This window comes from Maribacter sp. 6B07 (assembly GCF_002700155.1).
GTDB lineage: Bacteria > Bacteroidota > Bacteroidia > Flavobacteriales > Flavobacteriaceae > Maribacter > Maribacter dokdonensis.
The window spans coordinates 124005-148485 of sequence record NZ_PDUT01000005.1 but is presented as its reverse complement, the minus strand read 5'-3'; the positions used below and the strand labels follow the sequence as shown (position 1 = coordinate 148485).

General features: G+C 38.0%; 26 protein-coding genes. 14 read left to right on the top strand and 12 right to left on the bottom strand.

Going from position 1 to position 24481, the window contains the following annotated elements:
• Positions 1-5 precede the first annotated feature (5 nt).
• From CSC80_RS19075 to CSC80_RS19025, 11 genes are read right to left on the bottom strand one after another with little or no spacing between them, the layout of a single operon-like run.
• Positions 6-725, bottom strand: coding sequence for a cell division protein FtsQ/DivIB (locus tag CSC80_RS19075; RefSeq protein ID WP_099193490.1), 720 nt, complete (start codon positions 723-725; stop codon positions 6-8).
• Complete coding sequence (gene murC / locus CSC80_RS19070; protein WP_099193489.1) at positions 715-2070, bottom strand: UDP-N-acetylmuramate--L-alanine ligase; 1356 nt, start codon at positions 2068-2070, stop codon at positions 715-717. Before murC ends, CSC80_RS19075 begins: the two co-directional genes overlap by 11 nt.
• 1 nt (position 2071) lies before the next feature.
• Entirely contained in the window at positions 2072-3160 is a 1089-nt protein-coding gene (murG, locus tag CSC80_RS19065) for an undecaprenyldiphospho-muramoylpentapeptide beta-N-acetylglucosaminyltransferase (RefSeq protein ID WP_099193488.1), read from the bottom strand.
• The gene (locus CSC80_RS19060; RefSeq protein ID WP_058106027.1) at positions 3147-4355 is read right to left on the bottom strand and encodes an FtsW/RodA/SpoVE family cell cycle protein; all 1209 of its coding nucleotides are present in this window, start codon (positions 4353-4355) and stop codon (positions 3147-3149) included. Before CSC80_RS19060 ends, murG begins: the two co-directional genes overlap by 14 nt.
• 1 nt (position 4356) lies before the next feature.
• Positions 4357-5691, bottom strand: coding sequence for a UDP-N-acetylmuramoyl-L-alanine--D-glutamate ligase (murD, locus tag CSC80_RS19055; protein WP_074669840.1), 1335 nt, complete (start codon positions 5689-5691; stop codon positions 4357-4359).
• Positions 5691-6911, bottom strand: a complete 1221-nt coding sequence (gene mraY, locus CSC80_RS19050) for a phospho-N-acetylmuramoyl-pentapeptide-transferase (RefSeq protein WP_099193487.1) — start codon at positions 6909-6911, stop codon at positions 5691-5693. The genes murD and mraY overlap by 1 nt, the downstream gene beginning before the upstream one ends.
• Before the next feature lie 31 nt (positions 6912-6942).
• Complete coding sequence (locus CSC80_RS19045) at positions 6943-8406, bottom strand: UDP-N-acetylmuramoyl-L-alanyl-D-glutamate--2,6-diaminopimelate ligase (RefSeq protein ID WP_099193486.1); 1464 nt, start codon at positions 8404-8406, stop codon at positions 6943-6945.
• Positions 8403-10409 carry a penicillin-binding protein gene (locus tag CSC80_RS19040; RefSeq protein ID WP_071340150.1) on the bottom strand — a complete coding sequence of 669 codons (2007 nt, stop codon included), beginning with the start codon at positions 10407-10409 and terminating at the stop codon, positions 8403-8405. Before CSC80_RS19040 ends, CSC80_RS19045 begins: the two co-directional genes overlap by 4 nt.
• Positions 10409-10735, bottom strand: coding sequence for an FtsL-like putative cell division protein (locus CSC80_RS19035; RefSeq protein ID WP_058106075.1), 327 nt, complete (start codon positions 10733-10735; stop codon positions 10409-10411). Before CSC80_RS19035 ends, CSC80_RS19040 begins: the two co-directional genes overlap by 1 nt.
• Position 10736: 1 nt before the next feature.
• The gene (gene rsmH / locus CSC80_RS19030) at positions 10737-11639 is read right to left on the bottom strand and encodes a 16S rRNA (cytosine(1402)-N(4))-methyltransferase RsmH (RefSeq protein ID WP_099193485.1); all 903 of its coding nucleotides are present in this window, start codon (positions 11637-11639) and stop codon (positions 10737-10739) included.
• Entirely contained in the window at positions 11629-12102 is a 474-nt protein-coding gene (locus tag CSC80_RS19025) for a division/cell wall cluster transcriptional repressor MraZ (protein ID WP_074669845.1), read from the bottom strand. The genes rsmH and CSC80_RS19025 overlap by 11 nt, the downstream gene beginning before the upstream one ends.
• Before the next feature lie 262 nt (positions 12103-12364).
• Here CSC80_RS19025 and CSC80_RS19020 point away from each other — a divergent pair, with 262 nt between their 5' ends.
• Both CSC80_RS19020 and yihA read left to right on the top strand, forming a co-directional pair.
• Positions 12365-13129, top strand: coding sequence for an alpha/beta hydrolase (locus tag CSC80_RS19020; protein WP_071340152.1), 765 nt, complete (start codon positions 12365-12367; stop codon positions 13127-13129).
• 11 nt (positions 13130-13140) lie between these two features.
• Entirely contained in the window at positions 13141-13758 is a 618-nt protein-coding gene (gene yihA / locus CSC80_RS19015; RefSeq protein ID WP_058106019.1) for a ribosome biogenesis GTP-binding protein YihA/YsxC, read from the top strand.
• A gap of 674 nt (positions 13759-14432) precedes the next feature.
• On the opposite strand, the gene CSC80_RS19010 is transcribed toward yihA, so the two are convergent.
• Positions 14433-14795, bottom strand: a complete 363-nt coding sequence (locus CSC80_RS19010) for a GTPase (protein WP_099193484.1) — start codon at positions 14793-14795, stop codon at positions 14433-14435.
• A 206-nt stretch (positions 14796-15001) separates the two neighbouring features.
• Here CSC80_RS19010 and CSC80_RS19005 point away from each other — a divergent pair, with 206 nt between their 5' ends.
• The 12 genes from CSC80_RS19005 (at position 15002) to CSC80_RS18950 (ending at position 24448) form a co-directional block, all read left to right on the top strand.
• Positions 15002-15202 carry a hypothetical protein gene (locus tag CSC80_RS19005; RefSeq protein ID WP_099193483.1) on the top strand — a complete coding sequence of 67 codons (201 nt, stop codon included), beginning with the start codon at positions 15002-15004 and terminating at the stop codon, positions 15200-15202.
• A gap of 114 nt (positions 15203-15316) precedes the next feature.
• A complete protein-coding gene (locus tag CSC80_RS19000) occupies positions 15317-16594 on the top strand; it encodes a sulfatase-like hydrolase/transferase (protein ID WP_099193482.1) in 1278 nt (425 codons plus the stop codon).
• A 222-nt stretch (positions 16595-16816) separates the two neighbouring features.
• Positions 16817-17455 (top strand): hypothetical protein, encoded by a 639-nt coding sequence (locus CSC80_RS18995; protein WP_201796659.1) that lies wholly within the window; start codon positions 16817-16819, stop codon positions 17453-17455.
• Complete coding sequence (locus CSC80_RS18990; protein ID WP_099193480.1) at positions 17448-18461, top strand: DUF262 domain-containing protein; 1014 nt, start codon at positions 17448-17450, stop codon at positions 18459-18461. Before CSC80_RS18995 ends, CSC80_RS18990 begins: the two co-directional genes overlap by 8 nt.
• Before the next feature lie 71 nt (positions 18462-18532).
• On the top strand, positions 18533-18991 hold the full coding sequence (locus tag CSC80_RS18985) for a hypothetical protein (protein WP_058106093.1): 459 nt from the start codon (positions 18533-18535) through the stop codon (positions 18989-18991).
• Between the two features lie 122 nt (positions 18992-19113).
• Positions 19114-19569: a DUF2750 domain-containing protein gene (locus tag CSC80_RS18980; RefSeq protein WP_099193479.1), complete on the top strand. Its 456-nt coding sequence runs from the start codon at positions 19114-19116 to the stop codon at positions 19567-19569.
• A 99-nt stretch (positions 19570-19668) separates the two neighbouring features.
• Positions 19669-20367 carry a zinc transporter gene (locus CSC80_RS18975; protein WP_099193478.1) on the top strand — a complete coding sequence of 233 codons (699 nt, stop codon included), beginning with the start codon at positions 19669-19671 and terminating at the stop codon, positions 20365-20367.
• Between the two features lie 220 nt (positions 20368-20587).
• Entirely contained in the window at positions 20588-20914 is a 327-nt protein-coding gene (locus CSC80_RS19540) for a hypothetical protein (RefSeq protein WP_180268644.1), read from the top strand.
• 100 nt (positions 20915-21014) lie between these two features.
• On the top strand, positions 21015-21848 hold the full coding sequence (locus CSC80_RS18965) for an HAEPLYID family protein (protein WP_099193513.1): 834 nt from the start codon (positions 21015-21017) through the stop codon (positions 21846-21848).
• A 490-nt stretch (positions 21849-22338) separates the two neighbouring features.
• The gene (locus CSC80_RS18960; RefSeq protein WP_317038741.1) at positions 22339-22704 is read left to right on the top strand and encodes a group III truncated hemoglobin; all 366 of its coding nucleotides are present in this window, start codon (positions 22339-22341) and stop codon (positions 22702-22704) included.
• 433 nt (positions 22705-23137) lie between these two features.
• On the top strand, positions 23138-23773 hold the full coding sequence (locus CSC80_RS18955; protein WP_099193477.1) for a transglutaminase family protein: 636 nt from the start codon (positions 23138-23140) through the stop codon (positions 23771-23773).
• A gap of 135 nt (positions 23774-23908) precedes the next feature.
• Positions 23909-24448: a hypothetical protein gene (locus CSC80_RS18950; protein ID WP_099193476.1), complete on the top strand. Its 540-nt coding sequence runs from the start codon at positions 23909-23911 to the stop codon at positions 24446-24448.
• Positions 24449-24481: the final 33 nt, after the last annotated feature.

Genomic DNA, 24481 nt, shown 5'->3' with positions numbered 1-24481 from the left:
TTTAATTATATTTTAGTGCACACCACCTGGTTATTGAATTCTAAACTTACTACCGCATAATCCTCCAAGGTTTCATCCTTGTTCGCTTTGGCATAAAATGCCTTAAAATTGCTGAACTTGGCCTCTAAGTCTTCAATACCGCCTATGTTTACAACAAAATTATTAAGCCTTAACCGTAATTGATATTCACTATCACCTTGAACGTGAATACCTATTACCGATTTTCGAAAAAAATCGTCCTTATTTATATGTTCCAATATGACATAGACATCCTCAAGGCTTTTACCACTGATATTGCCTGTTATAATGGGAACTCTAGCTGAATGATTATTGGAAAGCGGCATTCTCTTTCCTTCATCATCTAAATAGAACTTTTTATCCCCTTCTATGCGTCCGATTGGTTTCCGTTGAACTATTTTCGACGTAAGCTCGCCATCTATTGTAAGATAGACCTGGGCACTTTTCACCATTTCATTGGCCTCAAGGGCCTTTTCTACAGTATTCAAAACTATATTTTCTTTAGGCACATTTTTGAGCCCTCCGCAATTTTGTATTAACAATTTATTAACCGTCCCTTCAGTGAGGTACAAATTTTGGTCACCAATGAATTCTACCTTCATACCGGCCACCTGTTTTGCACTATTTCTTTCGTTAGAAAAAGCGTACAGCCCAGTGATTACAAGTATCAACGCCGCTAATTTTACAAAGCCCAAATTAACCCGCATAAGACATTTCTTTTTTTATTTTCACTACTTCCAAGCCTATATCTCCGGCTCCCATTGTTATCAATACTTCTGGATTTTGATTTTTTACCTCAGAAAGCATTTGTTCCTTTGAAATTAATTTTCTATTACCGTTTGTCATTTTACCTAACAACCATTCTGAATCTACCCCTGTAATAGGCTCTTCCCTAGCAGGGTATATATCTAACAACAGCACATTTTCAAAACGTGACAAGCTTTGTGCAAACTCGTTCGCAAAATCACGTGTTCTTGAAAACAGGTGCGGTTGAAAAATTGCCAACACTTTTTTATTGGGATGCATTTCCGAGACGGCTTCAAAAACCGCATTGATCTCAGTAGGATGATGCGCATAATCGTCGATATAAATGAAATCATCATTTTTTATCTGATATGAGAATCTTCTTTGTACTCCCTTAAAGGTAGACAATGCCTGTGCAAGGCGATGCGGCGGGGGACCTGCTTGCATCGCCATCGCAAAAGCCACTAAACCATTGAGCAGATTATGCCTTCCTGGCTTGTTAAATTCAACCCCTTCTAGTTTGAGGTCGGGGGTCTCCAAATCGAATATGTAGGTGCCATGTTCTATTTTTATGTTCCGGATGCAATAATCCGAATCGTCTTCTATACCATAGGTCAACCCTTTTAAAGGTAACCCGTTACGCACAAATAAGGTGCCGCCCGGCTTTAACCGCTTGGTAAAATCCTTAAATGTTTTTTCCAGCTCTTGGGCATCTCCATAAATATCCAAATGATCTGCATCCATAGAGGTCACACAGGCTACATTTGGTGTCAATTGCATAAATGAACGATCAAATTCATCTGCCTCAACAACAGAATATTCCGTTCCTTCCAACAAGAAATTACTATTGAAATCTTCTGATATGCCACCTAAGAAAGCGGTCATTTTTACACCTGTTTCTTTTAACAAATGCGCCAGAATACTAGAGGTGGTCGTTTTACCATGTGTTCCTGCAACTGCCAAACAAAAAGAGTCTTTGGTTATTAGACCCAATACTTCTGATCGTTTTTTAATGGTAAATCCATTCTGTAAAAAGAACTGATATTCCGTATGGTTTGATGATACCGCGGGCGTATACACTACCAAGGTATGTTCCGGGTCATTCTTATACACTTCTGCCACTAGGTCAATACTGTCCTTATAGTGAATATCCATACCAGAAGCTGCCAGTTCTTGGGTCAACGGACTCTCGGTCTTATCGTATCCGGAAACCATTTTATCTATGAACGCAAAATAACGCGCCAAAGCAGACATACCAATGCCTCCTATGCCAATAAAATACACTCTATGTATTTGCGCTACGTTCATTTTATTGTATTAATTTTTCTATTTCATCACAAATATCAGCCGTAGCATTCGGTAATGCCATTGCCTTGATATTCCTTGATAATTCCTCTTGCTTTTCCGATGTATTAAAGACCGATTCAAACTGCATCTTAAATTGCTCATCAAGCTCTTTTTCCCTGATCATTACTGCCGCATCCTGTTTTACCAATGCCAATGCATTCATAGTCTGATGATCTTCTGCCACCACAGGTGACGGAATAAAAAATGTAGGCTTTCCTACCAAACACAGTTCTGACACCGCACCTGCACCTGCCCTTGAAATAATGAAATCTGCCGCTACATATGCTTTATCCATAGAATTCAAAAAGGCATGTACTTTTATATTAGCCGACTGATGGGTTTTATAGGTTTCATAGTACCCTTTACCACATTGCCAGATTACCTGTAATCCCAAATCTTCAAAGTATGCTAAATGATCCGCCACTAATTGATTTATGCGCCTAGCCCCTAAACTGCCACCCAACACCAACAGCACTTTCTTATTGGCGGTCAATTCAAAAAAACTTAAAGCTTCTTCTTTGGTAGCTTTCAATTCCACCAAATCTGACCTAACAGGATTACCTGTCAATACTATTTTGTCTTTTGGAAAAAACTTCTCCATACCCTCATAGGCCACACAGATTTTCTCCACTTTATCCTTTAATAGTTTATTGGTAATACCCGCAAAGGAATTCTGCTCTTGCAATACACAAGGAATACCCTTCGTCGTCGCCATTTTTAACAGCGGACCACTAGCAAAACCACCTGTACCAATTACGGCATGGGGCTTAAACTTCGATACGATGCTATTTGCTCTCATTAAACTACTTATCAATTTTATTGGAAATAGTAGATTTTTAAGGGTCAGTTTTCGCTGAATTCCCGTAATCCACAATCCCTCTATTTTGTACCCCGCTTGCGGTACTTTTTCCATCTCCATTCTATCCTTCGCACCAACGAACAAAAATTCAGCATCTGGATACCTCCTTTTCAACTCGTTCGCTATGGCTATCGCCGGATAAATATGTCCGCCGGTACCTCCGCCCGACAAAATAAACTTATAACTGCCCACTTAAAATCTCTAAAGGGTTAGTCTCGTCTATATCAACATCATTGCCAGAAGCACTCTCCTGGGCTATACTTTTATTACTTGCACTCAATATGATGCCTATCGCCAAACAGGTCATCCAACTAGAGGTACCTCCACTACTGATCAATGGTAAATTTTGCCCCGTTACCGGAAACAGCTCTACCGCTACCGCCATATTTATCAATGCCTGAAACACTATAGGCAACCCAACACCCAACACCAACAATTTGCTGAATATGGTTGCACAGCCATTTGCCACTACCACTATCCTAAACAACAAGAACATGTAAAAAAGCATTAAAATGAATCCGCCTACTAGACCATATTCCTCTACGATTATCGCGTAAATAAAATCTGATGAACTCTGTGGCAAAAAGTTCTTTTGTACACTCTTACCTGCTCCTTTACCTACAATACCACCGGTTGCTATCGCAATCTTGGCACGCTCTATTTGATATGTGCCCTCAGTATCATCCGGATTAGAGAAACTATCTATACGGCTCATCCATGTATCTACCCTATTCGGGAATAAATCCGGAAAAGCTTTCGCCGTTAATATGAAAATGGATAAAAACAGTATTCCCGTACCCACGATCCCCAATAAATATTTCATTGGATATCCTCCTAAAAAACATAATACCATCACCATAGAGAATACAATGGCCGCCGTTGAAAAGTTAGCGGGCAATATTAATGCCACCACTAAGAAAACCGGTAACCACAATGGCAGTATACTTTCCTTAAAGGTTATTTTAATATCCCTCACCTTTGAAAAATAGCGTGCTACATAGATCATCAATACTACCGCCGCTAAATTCGAAGGCTGAAAACCAAAGCCTACCAAAGGCAAACGGATCCAACGACTATCATTGGTGCCACCACTGGAAGTGCCTTGTGCCAAAACAAATATGAGCAACACCAATACAATTGGCAGTGCTATCATAGAAAGCCCCTTAAAGAAATGCGTGGGTATTTTATGTACCCCATAAATAATTCCAAAACCTAAAAACAACAGTATGGCATGTTTTACCAAGTGACCAACCGGCGTACCATTGCCCACTACATATACCAAATTACTACTGGCACTGTACACGGGCAAAAATGAGAACAAGGCCAAAAGCGCCGCAATGGCCCAAATGGCTTTATCTCCTTTTATATTTTGGAATATATTCAACACCCTATAGGTTTTTTACACAGTTCTTAAATTGATCTCCGCGATCTTCATAATTTTTAAATAGATCAAAACTTGCACACGCAGGTGATAACAATACGGTATCTCCACGTTCCGCAATTTTATAGGCAACCTTTACCGCTTCCTCCATAGCATAGGTTTCCACTAAAAGGTCAACAGCCTTACCGAATACGTGCTTGATCTTTTCATTATTCTCACCCAAGCATATAATCGCCTTTACCTTTTCACGTACCAATGGCATTAGCTCCATATACTCATTTCCTTTGTCTACCCCACCTACGATCCACACAGTAGGTGTTTTCATACTATCCAATGCGTAATAGGCAGCGTTTACATTAGTTGCCTTTGAGTCGTTTATATACTCCACATGATGTATTTTCAACACCTTTTCCAAACGGTGGGGAGCCCCTTGAAAATTAGAAACACAGGCTCTTATGGTCTCTTTACGAATGCCGACCAATTTTGCAATTGTTGCCGCTGCCATAGTGTTCTTTACATTGTGCTGACCTTCTAAGGCCAAAGTGTTCTTCGTCATGCTAATAGTGTCTGTTGTTGTTTTTATTATTATCTCGTTTTGTTCTATAAATGCACCTTGTTCAACTACTTTTTTCAATGAAAAGGGCATTAATTTTGATTTAACCGGGTGCTTGTTCAGCCAATCCACCAAAACCGTATCATCTGCGTCATAAATCAAATAATCGTTTTCGTCCTGGTTTTCCGCTATTCTGAATTTTGATGCGATGTAATTTTCAAACTCATACTCATACCGATCTAAATGATCCGGTGTAATATTCGTAATCACGGCAATGTGTGGTTTAAAATCTATAATGCCGTCCAATTGAAAACTGCTGATCTCAAGTACGTAGTACTCAAAATCATTTTCCGCAACCATTTTTGCATAACTATCACCAATGTTACCCGCCATACCTACATGTAATCCGGCATTAGCCAGAATGTGGTTGGTTAACATGGTAGTGGTGGTTTTACCGTTGCTTCCGGTTATACCAATAATCTTTGCATCGGTGTATTTTGATGCAAATTCTATTTCTGATATTACAGGAACACCTTTGCCCACCAACTGCTTTACCAAGGGTACTTTATCCGGAATACCCGGACTCTTCATGACCAAATCGGCTTTTAGTATGCGGTCTTCAGAATGCTGTTCTTCTTCCCAATCAATCTCAAAATGTTCAAGAACGTTTTTATACTTCTCTTTTATTTTTCCTTTATCGGATACAAATACATCGTATCCTTTCTTTAACCCTAAAATGGCTGTTCCTACTCCACTTTCCCCTCCGCCTAGTACTACTAAAAGTGCCATTATCTAATTTTTAAGGTCACTATAGTTACAATTGCCAATAGAATACCTACAATCCAAAAACGGGTTACGATCTTACTCTCGTGATACCCTTTTTTCTGATAGTGATGATGTAAGGGCGACATTAAAAATATACGTCTACCCTCGCCAAATTTCTTTTTTGTGTATTTGAAATACCCTACCTGCATCATAACTGAGAGCGACTCTGCAAAGAAGATTCCACATAACACGGGAATCAACAATTCTTTTCGCACAATAATTGCGATCACGGCAATAACCCCACCTATAGTCAAACTTCCCGTATCTCCCATAAATACTTGTGCCGGAAATGCGTTATACCATAAAAACCCGATCAGCGCCCCTACAAAAGCGGTAATGAATATCAACAACTCACCTACTCTTGGTATGTACATGATATCTAAATAATCAGAGAAAATAATGTTACCTGATACCAGGGCAAAAATGCCCAATGTAAATACTATAATTGCCGATGTACCTGCGGCAAGACCATCTATACCATCGGTTAAATTAGCACCGTTGGATACTGCGGTTACGATCAATATGATGATAGGGACGAACAGCAACCAAGCATATTCTTTTGCCCCTTCTCCAGCCCAAGAAATTAAATTGCTATAGTCAAATTCGTTATTCTTAAAGAACGGCACCGTGGTCATGGTAGATTTAATTTCCTCTCCCTTTACCTGCTCTACGGTGTACTCTTGTGTAATTATGGTCTTATCATGATCACGCATGGTCACTTCTGGGTGAAAGTATAATACTGCACCAACTATAAGCCCCAATGTTACCTGACCCAAAACCTTAAACCTGCCTTTTAAACCTTCTTTATTCTTTTTAAATACTTTGATGTAATCATCCAAAAAGCCAATTGCACCCATCCACAACATGGTAAAGGTCAATAGCATAATATAAATGTTCTCCAACCTTGCGAACAATAACACCGGGATCAGGGTAGACATAATAATGATCACACCGCCCATAGTTGGTGTACCCGCTTTTTGCTTTTGCCCATCAAGACCTAGATCACGAATAGTTTCACCTACTTGTTGTTTCTGCAAGAACAGAATTACACGCTTACCGTACACTGTTGCGATCATCAACGAAAAAAGAATAGCCATTGCCGCACGAAACGTACTAAACTGAAACAGCGTAGCCCCGGGCAACTGGTATTGTTTTTCCAAATATTCAAACAGGTAGGTTAACATAAAATCTTTTATTCTTGCTTTTAAGCTTTGGTTATTTATCTAGGCTGCTCAACAGCTCTTTTACTATTTTAAAATCATCGAATTCAACACGAACACCGTTGGTTTCCTGGTAGGTTTCATGCCCTTTTCCAGCAACTAAAATGATATCGTTATCAGCCGCCAATTGACACGCTGTCTTTATGGCCTGCTCCCTATTTTCAATGGAAAGCATCTTTTTTACGTTTTGTGGCTCTACCCCAGCTTCCATTTCGTTGATGATTTCCGTGGGCGATTCCGTTCTAGGGTTGTCCGATGTAAAAATGACCTTATTGCTCATTTCCGTTGCGATATTACCCATTACCGGACGCTTTGATCTGTCTCTATCGCCACCACACCCCACAACGGTGATGACGTTTTCATTTCCAGTTCTCAACGTGTTGATTGTCTCAAGCACATTTTTTAGGGCGTCCGGCGTATGGGCATAATCAACTATTGCCGTAATTCTATTTTTTGATATGTAATATTGAAACCTTCCGTCTACATTCTCCAACTCACTTATTAGGCGAAGGGTTTCCAATTGATCCATGCCCAATAAATCTGCCGTTGCATAAATTGCCAGCATATTGTAAGCATTGAAATGACCTATTAATTTTGACCACAGCTCGTTGTCATTGATTTTCAACAACTGACCATCAAACTGGTTCTCTAAAATCTGCGCCCTATAATCGGCATAGTTCTTTAGCGCGTACGTTGCTTTTCTAGCTTTGGTATTCTGTAACATGATCAAGCCGTTCTTATCATCTAAATTGGTCAATGCAAAAGCCGTCTTTGGCAACTGATCGAACAATATTTTCTTAGTATCACGATATTCTGCGAACGTCTTATGATAGTCTAGGTGATCATGGGAAAGATTGGTGAAAATTGCTCCCGCAAATGCCAAACCTTCCGTTCTTTTTTGATGAATACCATGTGAACTCACTTCCATAAAGCAATATTCCACACCGGCATCGTTCATTAATTTTAAATGCTTGTTGATCACCAATGCATCGGGTGTGGTATGTTTTGTAGGAAACTCGGTATCATCTACCATAATTTTTATGGTGGACAACAGCCCCACTTTATACCCTGCCTTTTTAAACAGTTGATACAACAAACTAGATACCGTTGTTTTACCATTGGTACCCGTAACACCTACCAACTTTAAATTTTTTGATGGCGTACCGTAATAGTTAGAAGCCATCAATGCCAATGCTTGATTTCCGCTTTCTACCTGTACATACGTTACATCATCTACCATAGTTGCAGGTAACTCTTCACATATGATCGCTCTTGCGCCAGCTTTTACTACGGCATCTATATATTTATGCCCATCGGTAATGGTACCTTTTATAGCAACAAAGGCATCGGATTTTTGCACTTCACGGGAATCGAACTGCACCGAAGCTATATCACAAGTGGTAGTACCGCTAACAGCAGTAATACGCACCCCATATAATATGTCTTTCAATTGCATCATATCAACTCCAACACTATTTTTTTCACTGATTTCAAGTCTGTTCCCTTAGAGATCGATTGGCGCTTTACCTTTCCGTTCCCTTTCACCTCTACTTCAATTCCTAAATTCTCCAAAATGGCAACGGCATCCATTCCGCACATTCCCTTTACATTGGGCACCTCTGCATATTTCTGCTGTGCTTTTTTATAGTAGCCATTATGAGAATCCTCATTATCCGCCACCAACACATCTTTGACATCCACCTCACTGGTTAATGGCGATGTTGCATAGACTTTCTGTGCTACGGACTTAAATACCGGCCCGGATACATCTGCACCATAATACCCTACACTTTTATCTGGCTTATGAATTACCACTATACATGAGTATTTTGGTTCGTCTGCCGGAAAATAACCTGCAAAAGATGAGATATACTCGTACTTTGATCGGTCTTTTGACACATAGTTGGTTTGCGTAGTACCTGTTTTCCCTGCCATGGAAAAATTCTTGGAATACATACCGTGGCCCGTACCATGCTCTTTTTCCACTACATTCTTTAATATCTGCTGTACCTTTTTTACCGTTTCTTTTGAACATATAGCAGGGTTCAATACTTTTTTATCGAACTTCTCAATGGTCTTGTCCCACTCCTTCACCTCTTTTAGCAGCCTTGGCTTCACCATTTCACCATCATTGGCAATAGCGTTGTAAAACGCCAAAGTCTGTAAGGGAGTCATAGAAACCTCGTAACCATAAGCCATTTGTGCCAATGACAGTCCAGACCAACCTTTATCCCCTGGGTAACGCAATACCGGTTTGCCCTCACCTACAACCGGTAAGCCCAGTTCTTTATGCACACCCATGGCCATTAGCCTGTTTACATATTTTTCCGGATCGCTTTTATACCCGTCATTGATCATTTTGGCAAACGCTACGTTAGAAGAAACTTCAAATGCCTTGGACATGGTTATTTTACCATGACCGCCACGCTTGGTATCTTTTACCCAGTGTCTATAAATTTTCCAACGCCCCTTCTCGGTATCGATCACCGTACTGGTATCAATAATTTTATCTTCCAAGGCCGCTACCAAATTCACCAACTTAAAGGTTGAACCCGGCTCGTGAGATTCACCTATCGCATAATTTAAACGTTCATAATACTTACCTTCTGAAGTTTGACCCAAGTTTGAAATTGCCTTTACCTCACCGGTCTTTACCTCCATTACGATTACCGTTCCATGATCTGCCTGATATTTCTCTAACTGCCCCAATAATGCATGGTGCGCTATATCCTGTATATTGATATCAATGGTAGAGTACACATCATAACCGTCTTTTGGCTCTACGATGTTATCATTACCAATAGGCTTCCATTGACCTTTTGCGATTTTCTGTTTTAAGCGCTTGCCAGAAATACCCCTTAGATATTCACCAAAGGCACCTTCCATACCCACACGGGTATAATATCCATTTTCATCTACACGCTCATACCCAACACTACGCTCGGCAATTTTACCCAACGGATGCTCTCTTTTGGTTTTCTGCTCAATGATCAATCCGCCCTTATAAGCACCCTTATTAAATAGCGGCATTTTTTTAACCGCCATGTAATCTGAATAATCCAAGTTGCGTACGATCAACGCATACCTATTTTTATTCTCTCTTGCCTTTCTTAAAATTTGCTGGTAATGAGAAGATGTTTTACCAAACTGCTTTGCCAAGGCATCAGCCAAAGGTTTTACGTTTTCCTTAAAATCTTCGTTGCTTACGGTTACGGCATCAAAACGGATGGTGTATTTAGAAACCGAAGTTGCCAAAAGACTACCGTCATCTGAATATAGGTTTCCCCTATTGGGTTCGATCGTGAACATACGCTCGGTACGTGTATCGGCAAGGGCCTGGTATTTTTCACCGTCCACAATTTGTATGGAAACCAGCTTAAACAACACAGCGCCCGCAAAGAGCACCATGCAGCCCGCCACTATGTAGAGCCTTTTTAATATGCTTTTATCCGTTACCGCCATTACTCCTCTTCATTTAAAGATTTCACTTTAATTTTCTGTGGGGGAGTTTCTGAAGGAAATAATCCTTTTTCCGATATTTTACCGGTAATGTTCGATTCTAGCTTCAACTGCTGCACATCTGATCGCATATCTACAAATTCGTTACGCAATTCTTTCACCTCTTCGTTCAACAATGCAATACGGTGTACTTTTTGATCGGCGCTATGGGAGCTACTGATCATTACCGTTGCCAAAAAAGAAATGAAAATAATGAACAGCCAATTTTTAGGGGCGTCGCCGCTCACCAAAAATTTTCCCTTCAAAAGGTCAAATACACCTGTTTTCACTTTACTTTTCGCCATTGCGTTCCGCTATTCTCAATTTAGCACTACGTGCTCTGTTGTTCTCTTTTATCTCTTCTCTTGTTGGCACTATCAATCCACCAACCTTTTTTAACGGTACATCTATATTCCCGTAAAAATCCTTTTCGGGCTCCCCCTCAAACTGTCCGGCCCTTATGAATCTTTTCACCAATCTATCTTCTAATGAGTGGTAACTGATTACACTTAACCTTCCTTTCTCTTTCAACAACCCCGGCACCTGCTCCAAAAACTCCTTGATCACCGCTATCTCTTGATTCACCTCTATGCGAATGGCCTGATAGATCTGTGCCAAAATTTTATGCTGCCTGTGCTCTGGCAAAAACTGCTTTAATGCCACTTTCAAAGCATCGGTAGTTTGGATCTGCTCTTCTTCCCTATTGGCAACAATTACTTTCGCCATGGCGTTCGCATTTCTGATATCACCATATTCAAATAACACTTTTCTTAAGTCGTCATAAGAATATTTGTTGACCACATCAAAAGCAGACAATGTATTGCGCTTGCTCATTCGCATATCCAAATCTGCATCAAAACGGGTTGAAAAACCACGTTCCGCTTGATCGAACTGATGTGATGAAACACCAAAATCCGCCAAGATTCCATCTACCTTTCTAATGCCATAGAACTTTAAAAACTGGGTGATGTATCTAAAATTTTCCGCGATCAGCGTAAATCTTGGATCACCTAACGCGTTTGCCTGCGCATCTTCGTCTTGATCAAAGGCATATAACTTGCCTTCTTGCCCCAATCTTTTCAATATTTCTTTAGAGTGACCGCCACCACCAAATGTCACGTCTACATATATACCATCTTCCTTGATGTCCAACCCATCTACTGTCTCTTTCAGCAATACCGGATTATGATACATCTTTATCGTCTTTTTTGTTCAGCATTACGCGCTTTACCAAATTCTTCTTCTCTTCCTTAGATATAGATATGGTAGCCTCGTACTCCTTAACATCCCAGATCTCCAAATGCTTTCGCATAGGCACTATCTTCACCTCTTTTGTAATTCCCGCTAAGGAAATCACGTCCTTTGCCAACAAAAGTCTTCCGGTACCATCTACTTCTACCGGTCTTAGACCATCCATGAAAATTCTTTGAAAAAGTTGGCTTTCTTCATCAAATCTGTTATTCTGGTCCATTTCTGCCATGATTTTATACCATTCTTGCGCAGGATATAATTCAAGGCATTCATTGTAATACGACTTCTTGATAAAAAAACCTTCATTTAAGATCGGAGTCATTTGATTGCGCAGCGCAACAGGAAGCATGATACGCCCCTTGGCATCGGCCTTGCAGTTAAATGTCCCAAAGAAATAAATGTCCAAAATGGATAGGTTTTATTTATATAACTCAAATATATAAATATTATTACCACATTTTACCACTAAAAACCACTTTGTTAATAAATTACCACTTTTGTGAACCATTTTTGCCACTCATCGGATTTTTTTGGAACAATTTTACCACTCGACCTTTATTTTGGGGAAAATTGAAAGTTGACTGGATCGCAAAAGCACCTAATCGAAAAGAGTTGTTTGCTATTCTCTGTAATTACCTATATTTGGGCAATTATGATGAGTAGTGCGCATGGAAAACGAATTGATTAACGAAGGTGGCTTTAAGTATATAGAAAAAGGTGAAGGAAAACCCATAATTATTCTTCACGGACTTATGGGCGGACTCAGTAATTTTGAAGGGGTAACTTCTTATTTTCCTCCCAAAGGATATAAAGTGCTTATACCCGAACTTCCGCTATATTCTATGCCAATGTTGAAGACCACGGTAAAGAATTTCGCCAAATACCTTAAAAAATTTATAGACCATAAAGGGCTAGAAGATGTTATTCTTTTAGGGAACTCTTTAGGTGGCCATATTGGTCTTTTACATACCAAATTATATCCCTCAAAAGTAAAAGCACTGGTGATAACCGGCAGCTCTGGACTTTACGAAAGCGCCATGGGAGATGGTTACCCTAAACGTGGTGACTATGAGTTTATTAAAAAGAAAGCCCAAGATGTTTTCTATGACCCTGAGGTTGCTACCAAAGAGATCGTAGATGAAGTTTTTGCCACCGTGAACGATCGTGTGAAATTGGTGAAGACCTTGGCGATCGCCAAAAGTGCCATACGTCATAATATGGCACAGGATCTACCCAGCATGCAAACTCCCACTTGTATTATTTGGGGAAAGGACGATACGGTTACTCCGCCAGATGTTGCAGAACTGTTTGATGAGCTTTTACCGAATTCCGATTTATTCTGGTTAGATAAATGTGGACACGCACCTATGATGGAGCACCCGGACCAGTTCAACACCATTTTGGATGACTGGTTGACAAAAAATAATTTTTAAATACCCTACGGATGAAAATAAAGTCGGCCGACTTTGTAATGAGCAACTCCGATGTTACCAAGTGCCCCAAGGAGCCTTTGCCCGAATATGCCTTTATAGGACGTTCCAATGTAGGTAAGTCTTCATTGATCAATATGTTGACCGAGCGTAAAAGCTTGGCAAAAACATCTGGCAGACCAGGTAAAACCCAACTTATTAACCACTTTAAGATTAATGAGAACTGGTTTTTGGTAGATTTACCGGGGTATGGTTATGCCCGTGTTTCCAAAAAAGATAAAAATACCTTTCAAAAATATATTACCAATTACTTTTTACAAAGAGAGCAACTGGTATGCTCATTTGTGCTTGTAGATATTAGGCATGATCCACAACCTATAGATATGGAGTTCATGCAATGGATGGGTGAAAACGGAGTACCTTTTGCCATCATTTTCACAAAGGCGGATAAATTGAAGCCAAAAGCCATTGAGCGACAAGTAAATTTGTATCTGAACAAACTCACCACAGATATGTGGGAAGAAGCTCCACCGCACTTTATCACCAGCTCTAGCCACCGCAGCGGCCGCGATGAATTATTAGCTTTTATAGACGACATTAACGACAAGTTTTTTGAGGCAACGAGGAAGTAGTTGTTCGTTGTTCGTTGTTGATTGTTCGTTTTTTAACGCTGCGCGTTTTTTTGTATTAAGTACTTATTCTAGTATTCAGTTGGCGGTTTTCTTAACGCTGCGCGTTTTTTGTATTAAGTACATAACTCTTCGTGCTATTTTTTAGTACTTCGTACTCTGGGCTGTTTGCTTTATATTTAATATACAAGAGTTCACACGCACTACTTAATACTTTGTACTTTGTACTTTTTACCTAATACTTATTACTTAAGACTTAATACTAAGTACTTCTTTATTAACGTCATAGCGAGCAAATCGCGACTATCCGATTGTTTGGAACATGGCAACCATCTCGCAACCGACATGTCACTTCGGCTACGCTCAGTGACCTAAAAAACGAAATGTCAGTTCGAGTGATTTTTTTGCTGTAGCTGAGCGGAAGTAAGAAAATTGTATCGAGAACCATAGCGTGTTCCAAACCTGTTCTCGATACAAATTCCTCGTACCTCGAAATCCACTCGAACTGACAGTGGGAACTTATAACGAAAACAACTGAAAACTGAAACTGCCTACTGAAACCAACATTACATATTGAGCGCAGTCGAAGGGACCGGAACAAGCATCACTTCGGCTACGCTCAGTGACCAAGTAAGCCCTACGACCGAGTGAGACCAACAACCAACAACGAACAACCATCAACCAAGCGAAGCGATCAACTCTTCCACTCCCTCAAAAGCATTTAATTGTTCTGTTGTGACCAGCACCTCTAAATCATAATCCGTTTCCTCTAATATAATAGGATAGGTAAATGCATGTCCAAATTTGCTTTTATAGCTTTCTTGGAATTCATCTTTATGAAAGAACTCTAGTTCGTAGCCTTCTGCCATTAAACGTTCCCTAAACGTTTTCCATTGCTTTTTCTCGGTGAAACTCCCGTGTGTCAATGAGCACAGGTTACAGTTATAGGTTGTGGGACTCACGATTTTATGGGCAAAGTCCAACATTTTACTACCGGTATCGCTATTGGCATTATAGATAAACAAAATTTTCTTTGACATGATCATTTGGTCGTAAAAATACCCAAACCATACATCATAATTACACAGCTATGCTTTTCGGTAATGGAGAATGAATTCTAAATTGTAGGTTTATTCTTTAGTGGTATATTAGGAGGGCAATTACACTTATACAATAGTTGGCAAATATACCGAATCACGTTTTTCACGAATTTAAAACTTGATAAGTAGAATCTAAAACAATATAAATGGAGAAGAACAATAAATTGGAAATCATAGGATTTGTGCTCATGGTAATCGGTGCGTTATTTTGGCTGTCTAAAAAATATTATGCAGTTGAAGCACTTAATACAATTTATGGTTGGATAGATATTATATTGCCATTAGGGCTTGCAATTTGGGCAATTGGCTATATGAAGAAAGAGGGTTTAAAAAAGAAGCAAAAATAGAGCACATAGAAAAAAGAAAAACAAAAAGATTTCAATAAGAACAAGGCTGACCACAAACATTAGTTTACCCACCTACTGTTTACAGATATAATTCTATTCACACTAATAACAGTAATGACCAAAACATTTTACATTTTAATATCCATTTTCTTTTTGAGCTGTGAAATCAACCAGAATAGAAAAACACCTGACATAAAACCCAACATATTATTTATTATAGCGGATGATATGGGAAAAGATGCATTGAACGGATATGCAGAAGGAACCATAAAACCCCATACACCACATTTGGATGCCATCAGAAAATCAGGTGTGAACTTTACTAATTTCTGGACATACCCAACGTGTTCTCCAACTAGAGCTTCCATGATTACGGGTAAATATGGATATAGAACAGATGTAAGATGGGCAAATCAAAAATTGAATGAGAATGAAGTTTTATTGCAAAAGTACATCAGCGAAAACACTAATGATTCATATGCCACAGCGGTAGTTGGTAAATGGCACATTTCTGGTTATGATACAACCATTAACCCCGAGACCTTTGGCATTGACTACTACGCAGGTATATTTATCGGTTCTGTAAAAGACTATTATAATTGGCCTTTATCGGAAAAGGGAAAACAAACAAATTCTAAAGAATATACTACCAAAAAATTTACAGATCTAGCGCTTAATTGGATCAACAAACAAGAGAAACCTTGGTTTATGTGGTTGGCATATAATGCCCCACATACGCCTTTTCATATTCCTCCTGCAGAAATGCATAGTCAAGGAGATTTGCCACCATACACTAAAGATGTGGACCCAACCCCTTATTTTATGGCTTCTATTGAGGCTATGGATTTTCAAATAGGCAAACTTTTAAATTCTATTTCAAAAAAGGACAGAGAAAATACGATAATCATTTTTATGGGCGATAACGGTACAGAACCCATAGTTACCCAAGATCCATATGATAAAAATCAAGTAAAAAGAAGTCTATATCAAGGCGGCATAAATATGCCCTTATTTGTATCCGGCAAGGGCGTAGAAAGAAAAGGTATTGATAACAACTTAATTACGAGTACGGATATTTTTGCAACAATTGCGGAAATAGCAGGTGTAGACATTGATGAAATAAACGACAGCAAAAGCTTTAAATCTCTTTTTTCTGAAAAGAAATCAATTAGAAAGTATCAATATGCCGAAATGAAGAATGAAAAAAATGATGCTTGGACCATTAGCAATGGTACGTACAAATTGTTAGTATTTACAGATGGCAATGAGGAAATGTACCACTTAATTAATGACCCTTACGAAAAAAACAACATTCTAAATTCGTCTCTCAACACTGTTGAAAAGAAAACTAAAGAAGCCCTAGAAGCCGAATTGTTGAGGATCAGAAATTAAAATAAGTATTGCTAAAAAATGGTTATATCTAATACACCTATTGGCATTTTATTTTTTTTTTGACATGACCGCTTAGTCATAAAAACACCCAAACGACACATAATTTTTAACCAGTTATGGTTTCCCGTAATGCAGTGTAAATTCTAAATTGTAGGTTTATTCTTTAGTGGTATATTAGGAGTGCAATTGCACATATTTCTGAATATGGCGGAATATGTGTAATTGTGCACATATACAATAGTTAGCAACAACCAAAAAATTGAAATGAAAGAAATTATTGAAAATAGAAAATCTGCATTTAAGGCAGAACTCAATAATGACCTCATATCTGATACTGTTATAATAAGAAAGAACCTTCTTCACGGAAATCCAATAATTTATCATGAAGACGAAGAGAAGTATTTTTTTCTGAAGCAAAAGGTCGCGAATTTCTTTAATGTCAGTACCACAAAAGTGGTTATGGTTGGTTCTGCAAAACTTGGATTTAGCATTGCACCAAAAAAAATATGGAATGACTTTAACGAAGAGTCCGACATTGATATCGTAGTTATCAGTGAAACCGTATTTGATGAATACTGGCAAGAGCTACTCAACTTCAATATTAATGTTAAAGCAAGAAGTCAGCAGGAAGATAAGAACTATAGGGAATTCTTAGAATACTTTTTAAAAGGTTGGATTAGACCAGATTTATTTCCTTTCAACTATACTAAGAAAAATGAATGGTTCGAATTCTTCAAAAGCATTTCATACGGCAAGTATGGTAATTATAAAATTGCAGGTGCTATTTTTCGAAATGAGTACTTTTTCGAACAATATCATTCTCGTAATATCAGCAGACTAAGACTAGAAAATTATGAATAATATAGGAACAGCAGACAACGAGAAATTACTCGACTTATACAACGATTTAAAGAATGGAACTCTCGTTTTACGTCCATCTTTTCAGCGTAATTTAGTTTGGAATAACTCTCATAAACAAAAGTTTATTGACACGATACTAAGAGGGTTTCCTTTTCCTGAAATTTACCTTGCAGACGGGGATATAGACTTAGAATCGCAAACTTCTACTCGGCTTGTAGTTGATGGTCAACAAAGGTTGGACACCATTTTTTCCTATATCAACGGAGAAATTCCAACACGAGAAATTCCACTTTTCAAAGACTTATCGGCCAAGCAGCAAACAGATTTTTATGATTATAAAATAGTTGTGCGTGATTTAGGAAGGTTAGATGAAAATCAAATAATTGAGATTTTCCAAAGAATCAATTCTGTGAGTTACGCATTGAATGCAATGGAAATAAATAACGCTTTGTATGAGGGAGTTTTTATATCTACAGCCCAAGCTATTCAAGATTCAGATGAATTCGAAGCATTAGATATTTTTAGCCAAAATCAATATGCAAGGATGAAAGACACTGAATATATTCTCTTAATAATGGCAACAATAGAAGAAGGCGGATATTTTACCGGTAATTCAGAAATCGAAAGGTATATTAAACTCTATAATGATGAGTACCCTGCCTCAGAAAAGATTAAATCAGATATCACTGAGACCTGTAAGATGATTATGGATTTACATTTAGAACCTGATTCACTTTGGTTTAGAAAAACTAGCTTGTTCACGTTGCTCGTTGAATTAGTTAAATTAAAAAGAGTTGGGACTGACTTCGATAAGATTAATTTAAAGACTGTATTGACCGATTTAGAAAATCAGATTTTAGAAAACAAATCGACTGACCCAGAAACTAATGGGTACGCAAAATTCTATAAGTATGTATTCCAAGGTACTAGTGGTCGTGCAGGACGAATTGCTAGAGGGACATTAGTCGAAAATGAAATAAAAAAGGCAGTTGCTAACAATGGCTAAAAAATCATAGCTGCCCTGCGGGACAGCAACGCTTTTTAGCCGGAACGTTAAATAAATTAAAAGCAAACCAAATGAATAGAAAAATCAAAATTCTAACCTTATTAATTGTAACTGTTTTGTCGACAAATATTCTGAAAGCCCAGACAAAAATTGACGAAATCACCACTGAATTTTTTAAGACATATGAAAAGTCGCCTCAAGAAGCGGTTGATTATGTTTTTGGAACAAATAAATGGATGATGGACCGAAATAAGGACGGTATTGAAAATGTCAAAACCCAATTAACTAGTTTTCTTGGATTAGTTGGAGATTATTATGGTTACGAAAAAATTACGGAAAAAAGTGTTGGAGAAAGTTATAAACTTGAGAGTTATATGATGAAATATGACAGACAACCTGTTCGATTTACATTTGTTTTTTATAAGCCAAAAGACAAATGGCAAGTTCAAAATTTTCAATATGATGACAATTTAGATGATGAATTGGAAGAATCTGGAAAAGTATATCGTCTGAAAGAAAATTGGGAATAAAAGCTAATTACAAAACGCCATAACTAATGGCTTGTTCTCATCTACTTCTAAGAACACCAAAATATTATATTTACCTTAGCCATCAATTGAACATATAGCATCACCCCCCACAAACCCAATAAATGACAAAAGGCTCCGAAATCATTGCAAACAGGTACAGAAACTTTATTAAAACCGTTTGCGAGACAGACATTATTTATGCACTGCAAAACCATGAAGGCTTTGCCATGGCCAGCTCTGTGCAATATGGTGACGAGTTTGATCAACCGGTGGGCATTCTATGTTTTTGGGCCATACAGGGCAGGGCAAATTCTTGCATTATTAACCAATGGGCTGACTACCGTATTACCGAAATTTCCTTAACCGAATTTATTGAAACCTGGGGCGTAGGCATGGAAAATGACGGTATACTAGCCGGTATTGGGTTTGACCAAAAAATGTTCGGCTATGAAGCCAAACCTTTGGATTTAATCCTTGACCTGGTAGCTGAAATAAAAGCGACCAAAAAGAACATATCACTTCAAAAATTCGAAAATCTTACCGATTTAGAAGAACAGGCAAAAATTGCCAATAGGTAATATTTTGCGTTAAAAAATCTTTTTATCAAAGTATAGATTACCCCTAAAGGTTCTTAATTTGCCGCTACACCGCAAAATTCAACCTTACTCGTAATCGTCATGATGACCGCCATTGTTGTACTCATTGTATCTGGAGCCCTTATCATAGGTGCGCTTTGGGGTCTGTACGGAAATTTATCCAAACGTTTAGAAGGCTTTTTAGTGGCGCTTGCCGGTGGGGCGTTATTGGTGTCAGCCTTGTTGGAATTAATTTATCCCGCACTTGAGAAAAACTCCGTACCCATTGCACTATCCACCGTCTTTGTAGGTGCCATAACCTTTACCGTGTTAGATTATTGGGTCAAGGAAAAATGGAACTCACAAAGTGGTGGCGGCTTACTTGCTGCCATTACTTTGGACGGTATACCTGAAAACTTGGCATTGGGCGTTTCTTTAATTGGCGCTAGTCCGTTATCCATCGCGGCATTATCGGGATCTATATTATTGTCCAATTTACCCGAGGCGGCAGGTGGCGCAAAGGAAATGGCTGAAAATACCGATTCTAAAAAGAAAATTCTTTGGCTATGGATCGGCACTGCACTAATATTATCGGCAGCAGCCTTACTTGGGCATTTTCTACTTTCCAACCTACCTACCGAATATTTGAATTACATTAAATGCTTTGCCGGTGGTGCCGTAGCGGCGTCATTAGCTTTAGAGGTTTTTCCAAAAGCGTTTAAAGAAGATAAATATTGGACAGGCTTGGCTACTGCCATAGGTTTAGTTTTGGCGCTATATTTAAATACTTTAGGGGAGTAATTTTCATATTTCCGTAAAACTTCAGATTAATACTATCTGAAAACCTTTAAATCTAAAAGTCGAGAAAATTAATATAATTGGAATTTCGTAATATATTTTATTGAACAATCCAACGTTATAAATACACCCAAGAATAAAATAATATTATTTTTGCATCGTGTTATCTATATTGAGAAATAACTTTTTTAGCAAATTCTTTTGGCTCTTCATGGGTCTATATATGCTTAATATAAGTGTGGATACAGCCGACCCCAACCCACAACACATTCCTGAAGATTTGACTTTTAACGACCAAGAAAGTATTATTGAAGTTATCTTGGAACAAATTCTTGGCTATGAGAATGCCATACAAGAATATGATGATAATGATACCGAGGATCATAATACCAAAAAGCCCAATTTAAAAATAGATTTGATCAATCATTTATCTAAAGTTGATCATCTTGCTATTGGATTTCTTAAACATTCCGGCAATAATTTTAATGACCGTAACAATGCTATTTTAAAGGGTTTCTACGACCTTGATATTCCGCCACCCAAAATTTAATTTGTTTTTCATATAGACATAATCCTATCGCATTTATGGTGTTAGGAGCACTTTACTATACATTAAAATCAAATTAAAAATGAAAATTATAAAATCTTTGATGCTAATATTGATATTAGCATTACCTGCATATTCAATTGCACAAACTAATATAATTGAAAAGGATAGCCTTTTCATTGTACAAAAAGACGACAGCAAAAAACCGGCAAAAGTATTACATGCCGAACCTCTATATATAGATTTAATACGAGATCTTGGAGCCCGAAAAGGTGAAAAAGAATGGAACTTAGGTTTAGGACTTACTGACAATTTAAGCTTTGATTCTTATGAAGCCTTAATCGAATACGAATGGGCTCCCATGGATAGGTTAGGTTTAGAGGTTGAACTACCTTTTACATTTTATACTCCTATAAACGGTACAGCTAAAGCCTTGGTTCCATCCAATCAATTAAACAGTATTAAAGTTGCCGCTCAATGGTCCTTTTTTGTAAATGAACGTGCCAAGACCTCTATGGCCTTAGGATACATTAACGAATTTGAACTGTCTGACTTTAAAAATTTTGGAGACCCATTGATTAAAGGCAATGTATATAATCCGTTTTTGGTAGTTGCCAAACGTTGGGGAGATAATTTTCACAGTTTAGTATATACAGGCCCCATGATCGAACAGAATTTTATTACCGATAAATTCCATACGACCTATGACGTCAATACTAGTTTTCATTACATGATACCCAATACCCGTAACTTTATAGGTATTGAATTCAATAAAACTTTTGATGACGGAGATTTTGATATGACTATGAGACCTCAAATGCGAGTGGGTATCGTAGATAATCTAATGATCGGTATTGTAGGCGGTATTCCAGTAAGTAGAGAAAATGAGCGCCTCAGTTCTTTTTTAAGGCTAATCTGGGAACCTAAACATAAGTAACATCAATAATAATTTTGTGTATTGCAGATAACCAACAAGCTATTGCCATTGGTGTATCTGCAGTACGCATTTTTGTTTCTTATTCTTAAGCTGTTCTTGTTACCTGTTTACCCAAAGCACTTTCTTTAATTAGTTTATTTCAAACGAAATGATATTGTAGTACCATTTCCACACATCTATCCTAGGATAAAACAATTATAAACAATAGATGGTTTTTTAAAGACAATTTAGGGCATGTCATTTTCATAAGTTAATCTTCAAATTCCATTTAAAAGGGTATCGCTTACATGTATTTTAGGTGTTGACAGTTTGCTACACCACCTGAAATTATTAGATTATATTATCGACCCACATGCTGCATTATTTTCGGTAAAAATAGGTTAACCATGTTCGGCTTTACTTTTCTAACTTTGAGGATTTAGTAAGGAGTATCTAAATTATTAAGGATTCTTAAGTATAGTATATGACCAAAATTACAAATAGAGATGATGTGAGCCTGCTAGTGCATACGTTTTATGATAAAATAAGACAGCACGAATTGTTGGGACCTATTTTCAACGGACATATTTCCGAAGAACAATGGCCGGCACACCTCAGCAAACTCACCGATTTTTGGGAATCTAACTTATTTGGGGTACGCACCTTTAGAGGAAGCCCCTCCAAAGCTCATGTGAATGTTGACAAAAATCTAAACCATACAATTTCTCAAAATCATTTCGCACAGTGGTTACAACTTTGGTTCGAAACTATCAACGAACTCTTTGAAGGAGAATTAGCGGACAGAGCTAAAGAAATGGCACGCCGTATGTCTACAGGACAGTATATTCATATTTGGCAAAATAGACCGAGAGAATAGTTCTCAGTGTTTTAGTGAATTAGTTTGATAGTGAAATAGTGAATAGTTGCTACGGGCTACGGGCTACGGGCTACGGGCTACTTAAATATCAAAATTTTAGCAGCTAAATACGATTCAATCAAAATAAGTCTATTCTCTATATTCTATTTTCTCTCTTCCAACTTTAAACTTTAAAATTCTCACTTAATACTTTGTACTTATTACTTAATACTGACTCCAAGATTCTGATAAAACAAGTCTATTCTCTATATTCTATTTTCTCTATTCTAACTTTAAAATTCTCACTTAATACTTTGTACTTAACACTAGCTTTGAGCGCTTTGGGCGCTTTGCGTTCGGCGTATGGCATATGTTGATTTACCCTTGACACTTAAAAATTTCTTACCTTAGTCTTTGGAGTATAAATGGATGTATACTACAAATACTTAATGCTATGAATTACCTTTCCCCTACTTACTTTTTTGATTATGAAAGTGAAGAAATTCAGGCCATTGTTTCAGAATTTAAAGATGCTTCTTTGTCACAAAAAGAAATAGCCATTGGCTTATACACCAAGGTGAGAGACCATTGGCGCTATGACCCCTACAACTTAAGCTTTAACAAGGAGAAATACAGAGCCAGTGAAATTGCGAAACGCAGCAAAGGACACTGCGTTGACAAATCGATCATACTGATTGCTTGTTTACGTGCCATGGGTATACCGGCAAGAATACATTTGGCGAAAGTTAAAAACCATATTGCGGTGGACCGCCTAATCGAAAAATTTGGATCCAACGAATTAACTCCGCACGGTATGGTAGATGCTTTTATAGCAAACAAATGGCTTAAACTCTCCCCCACTTTCAATGCCTCTTTATGCGAAATGCTGCATGTTGCCCCTTTAGATTTTGACGGGGAAAATGATGCCGTTCTACAGGCTTTCAATAAAGAGGGTACCCAGTTTATGGAATATTTGGAAGATTATGGTCATTTTGAAGATGTACCCGTAGCATTTATGGCACAAAATGCCCGTGAACACTACCCCAAAATATTTGATAACGGTACCAACCAGACCGAGTTTCAATTGTAAGTTTAACAAACTTTAATACTTAAGGATCTAACGGTATCAACAACGAATTACTATTTGTAGTACATTCGATTTCAAATTTTGTACACTTTGAAGAACATCACTTTACTACTGACTCTACTCTTTTTATCAACGACTATGGAGGCGCAAGAACCCATGGTTTGGAACCCGGACTATGAGCTGCAACTGACCGATTATCAATCTGCAGAATCCGAAATTAATGCTAACCTCACCTCCTATTCCATATATTCCGGTGCCAAAATAGACTTCAGCTTTAACATGAATTCGGTCTCGTTTATGTTCACCAAGAACTTTAATGACAAGGTAAAGGCCATTTTTCAAAAAAACCTTGCTGTTTTAGTAGCCCCGGACACCTTGACCGCGAATCAGCTATTACAATTTGGACGTTACGATTTTGACCTGGTGGAACTATATGCAAGAAAAATAAGGAAAAAGATATACGAGGAAAAAGGTGCTTTTAGCGATTCAAAATTATTTCAACCCATTTTTAACGAGCTGCAGGAAGAAATGAATACGGTAAGTGCACAAGTCTTTAAAGCAACCGATTTTGGCAAAGATGCAGAGCTCCTTTTAAAAGAACACAACAAAGTCATAGATGGCATTAACCAACTCTCTGACTTCTGTATGACCTGTAAGCCTAGGAAGAATAGGAAATAGTTGATGGTTGTCCGTTGATGGTTTTTCGTTGAT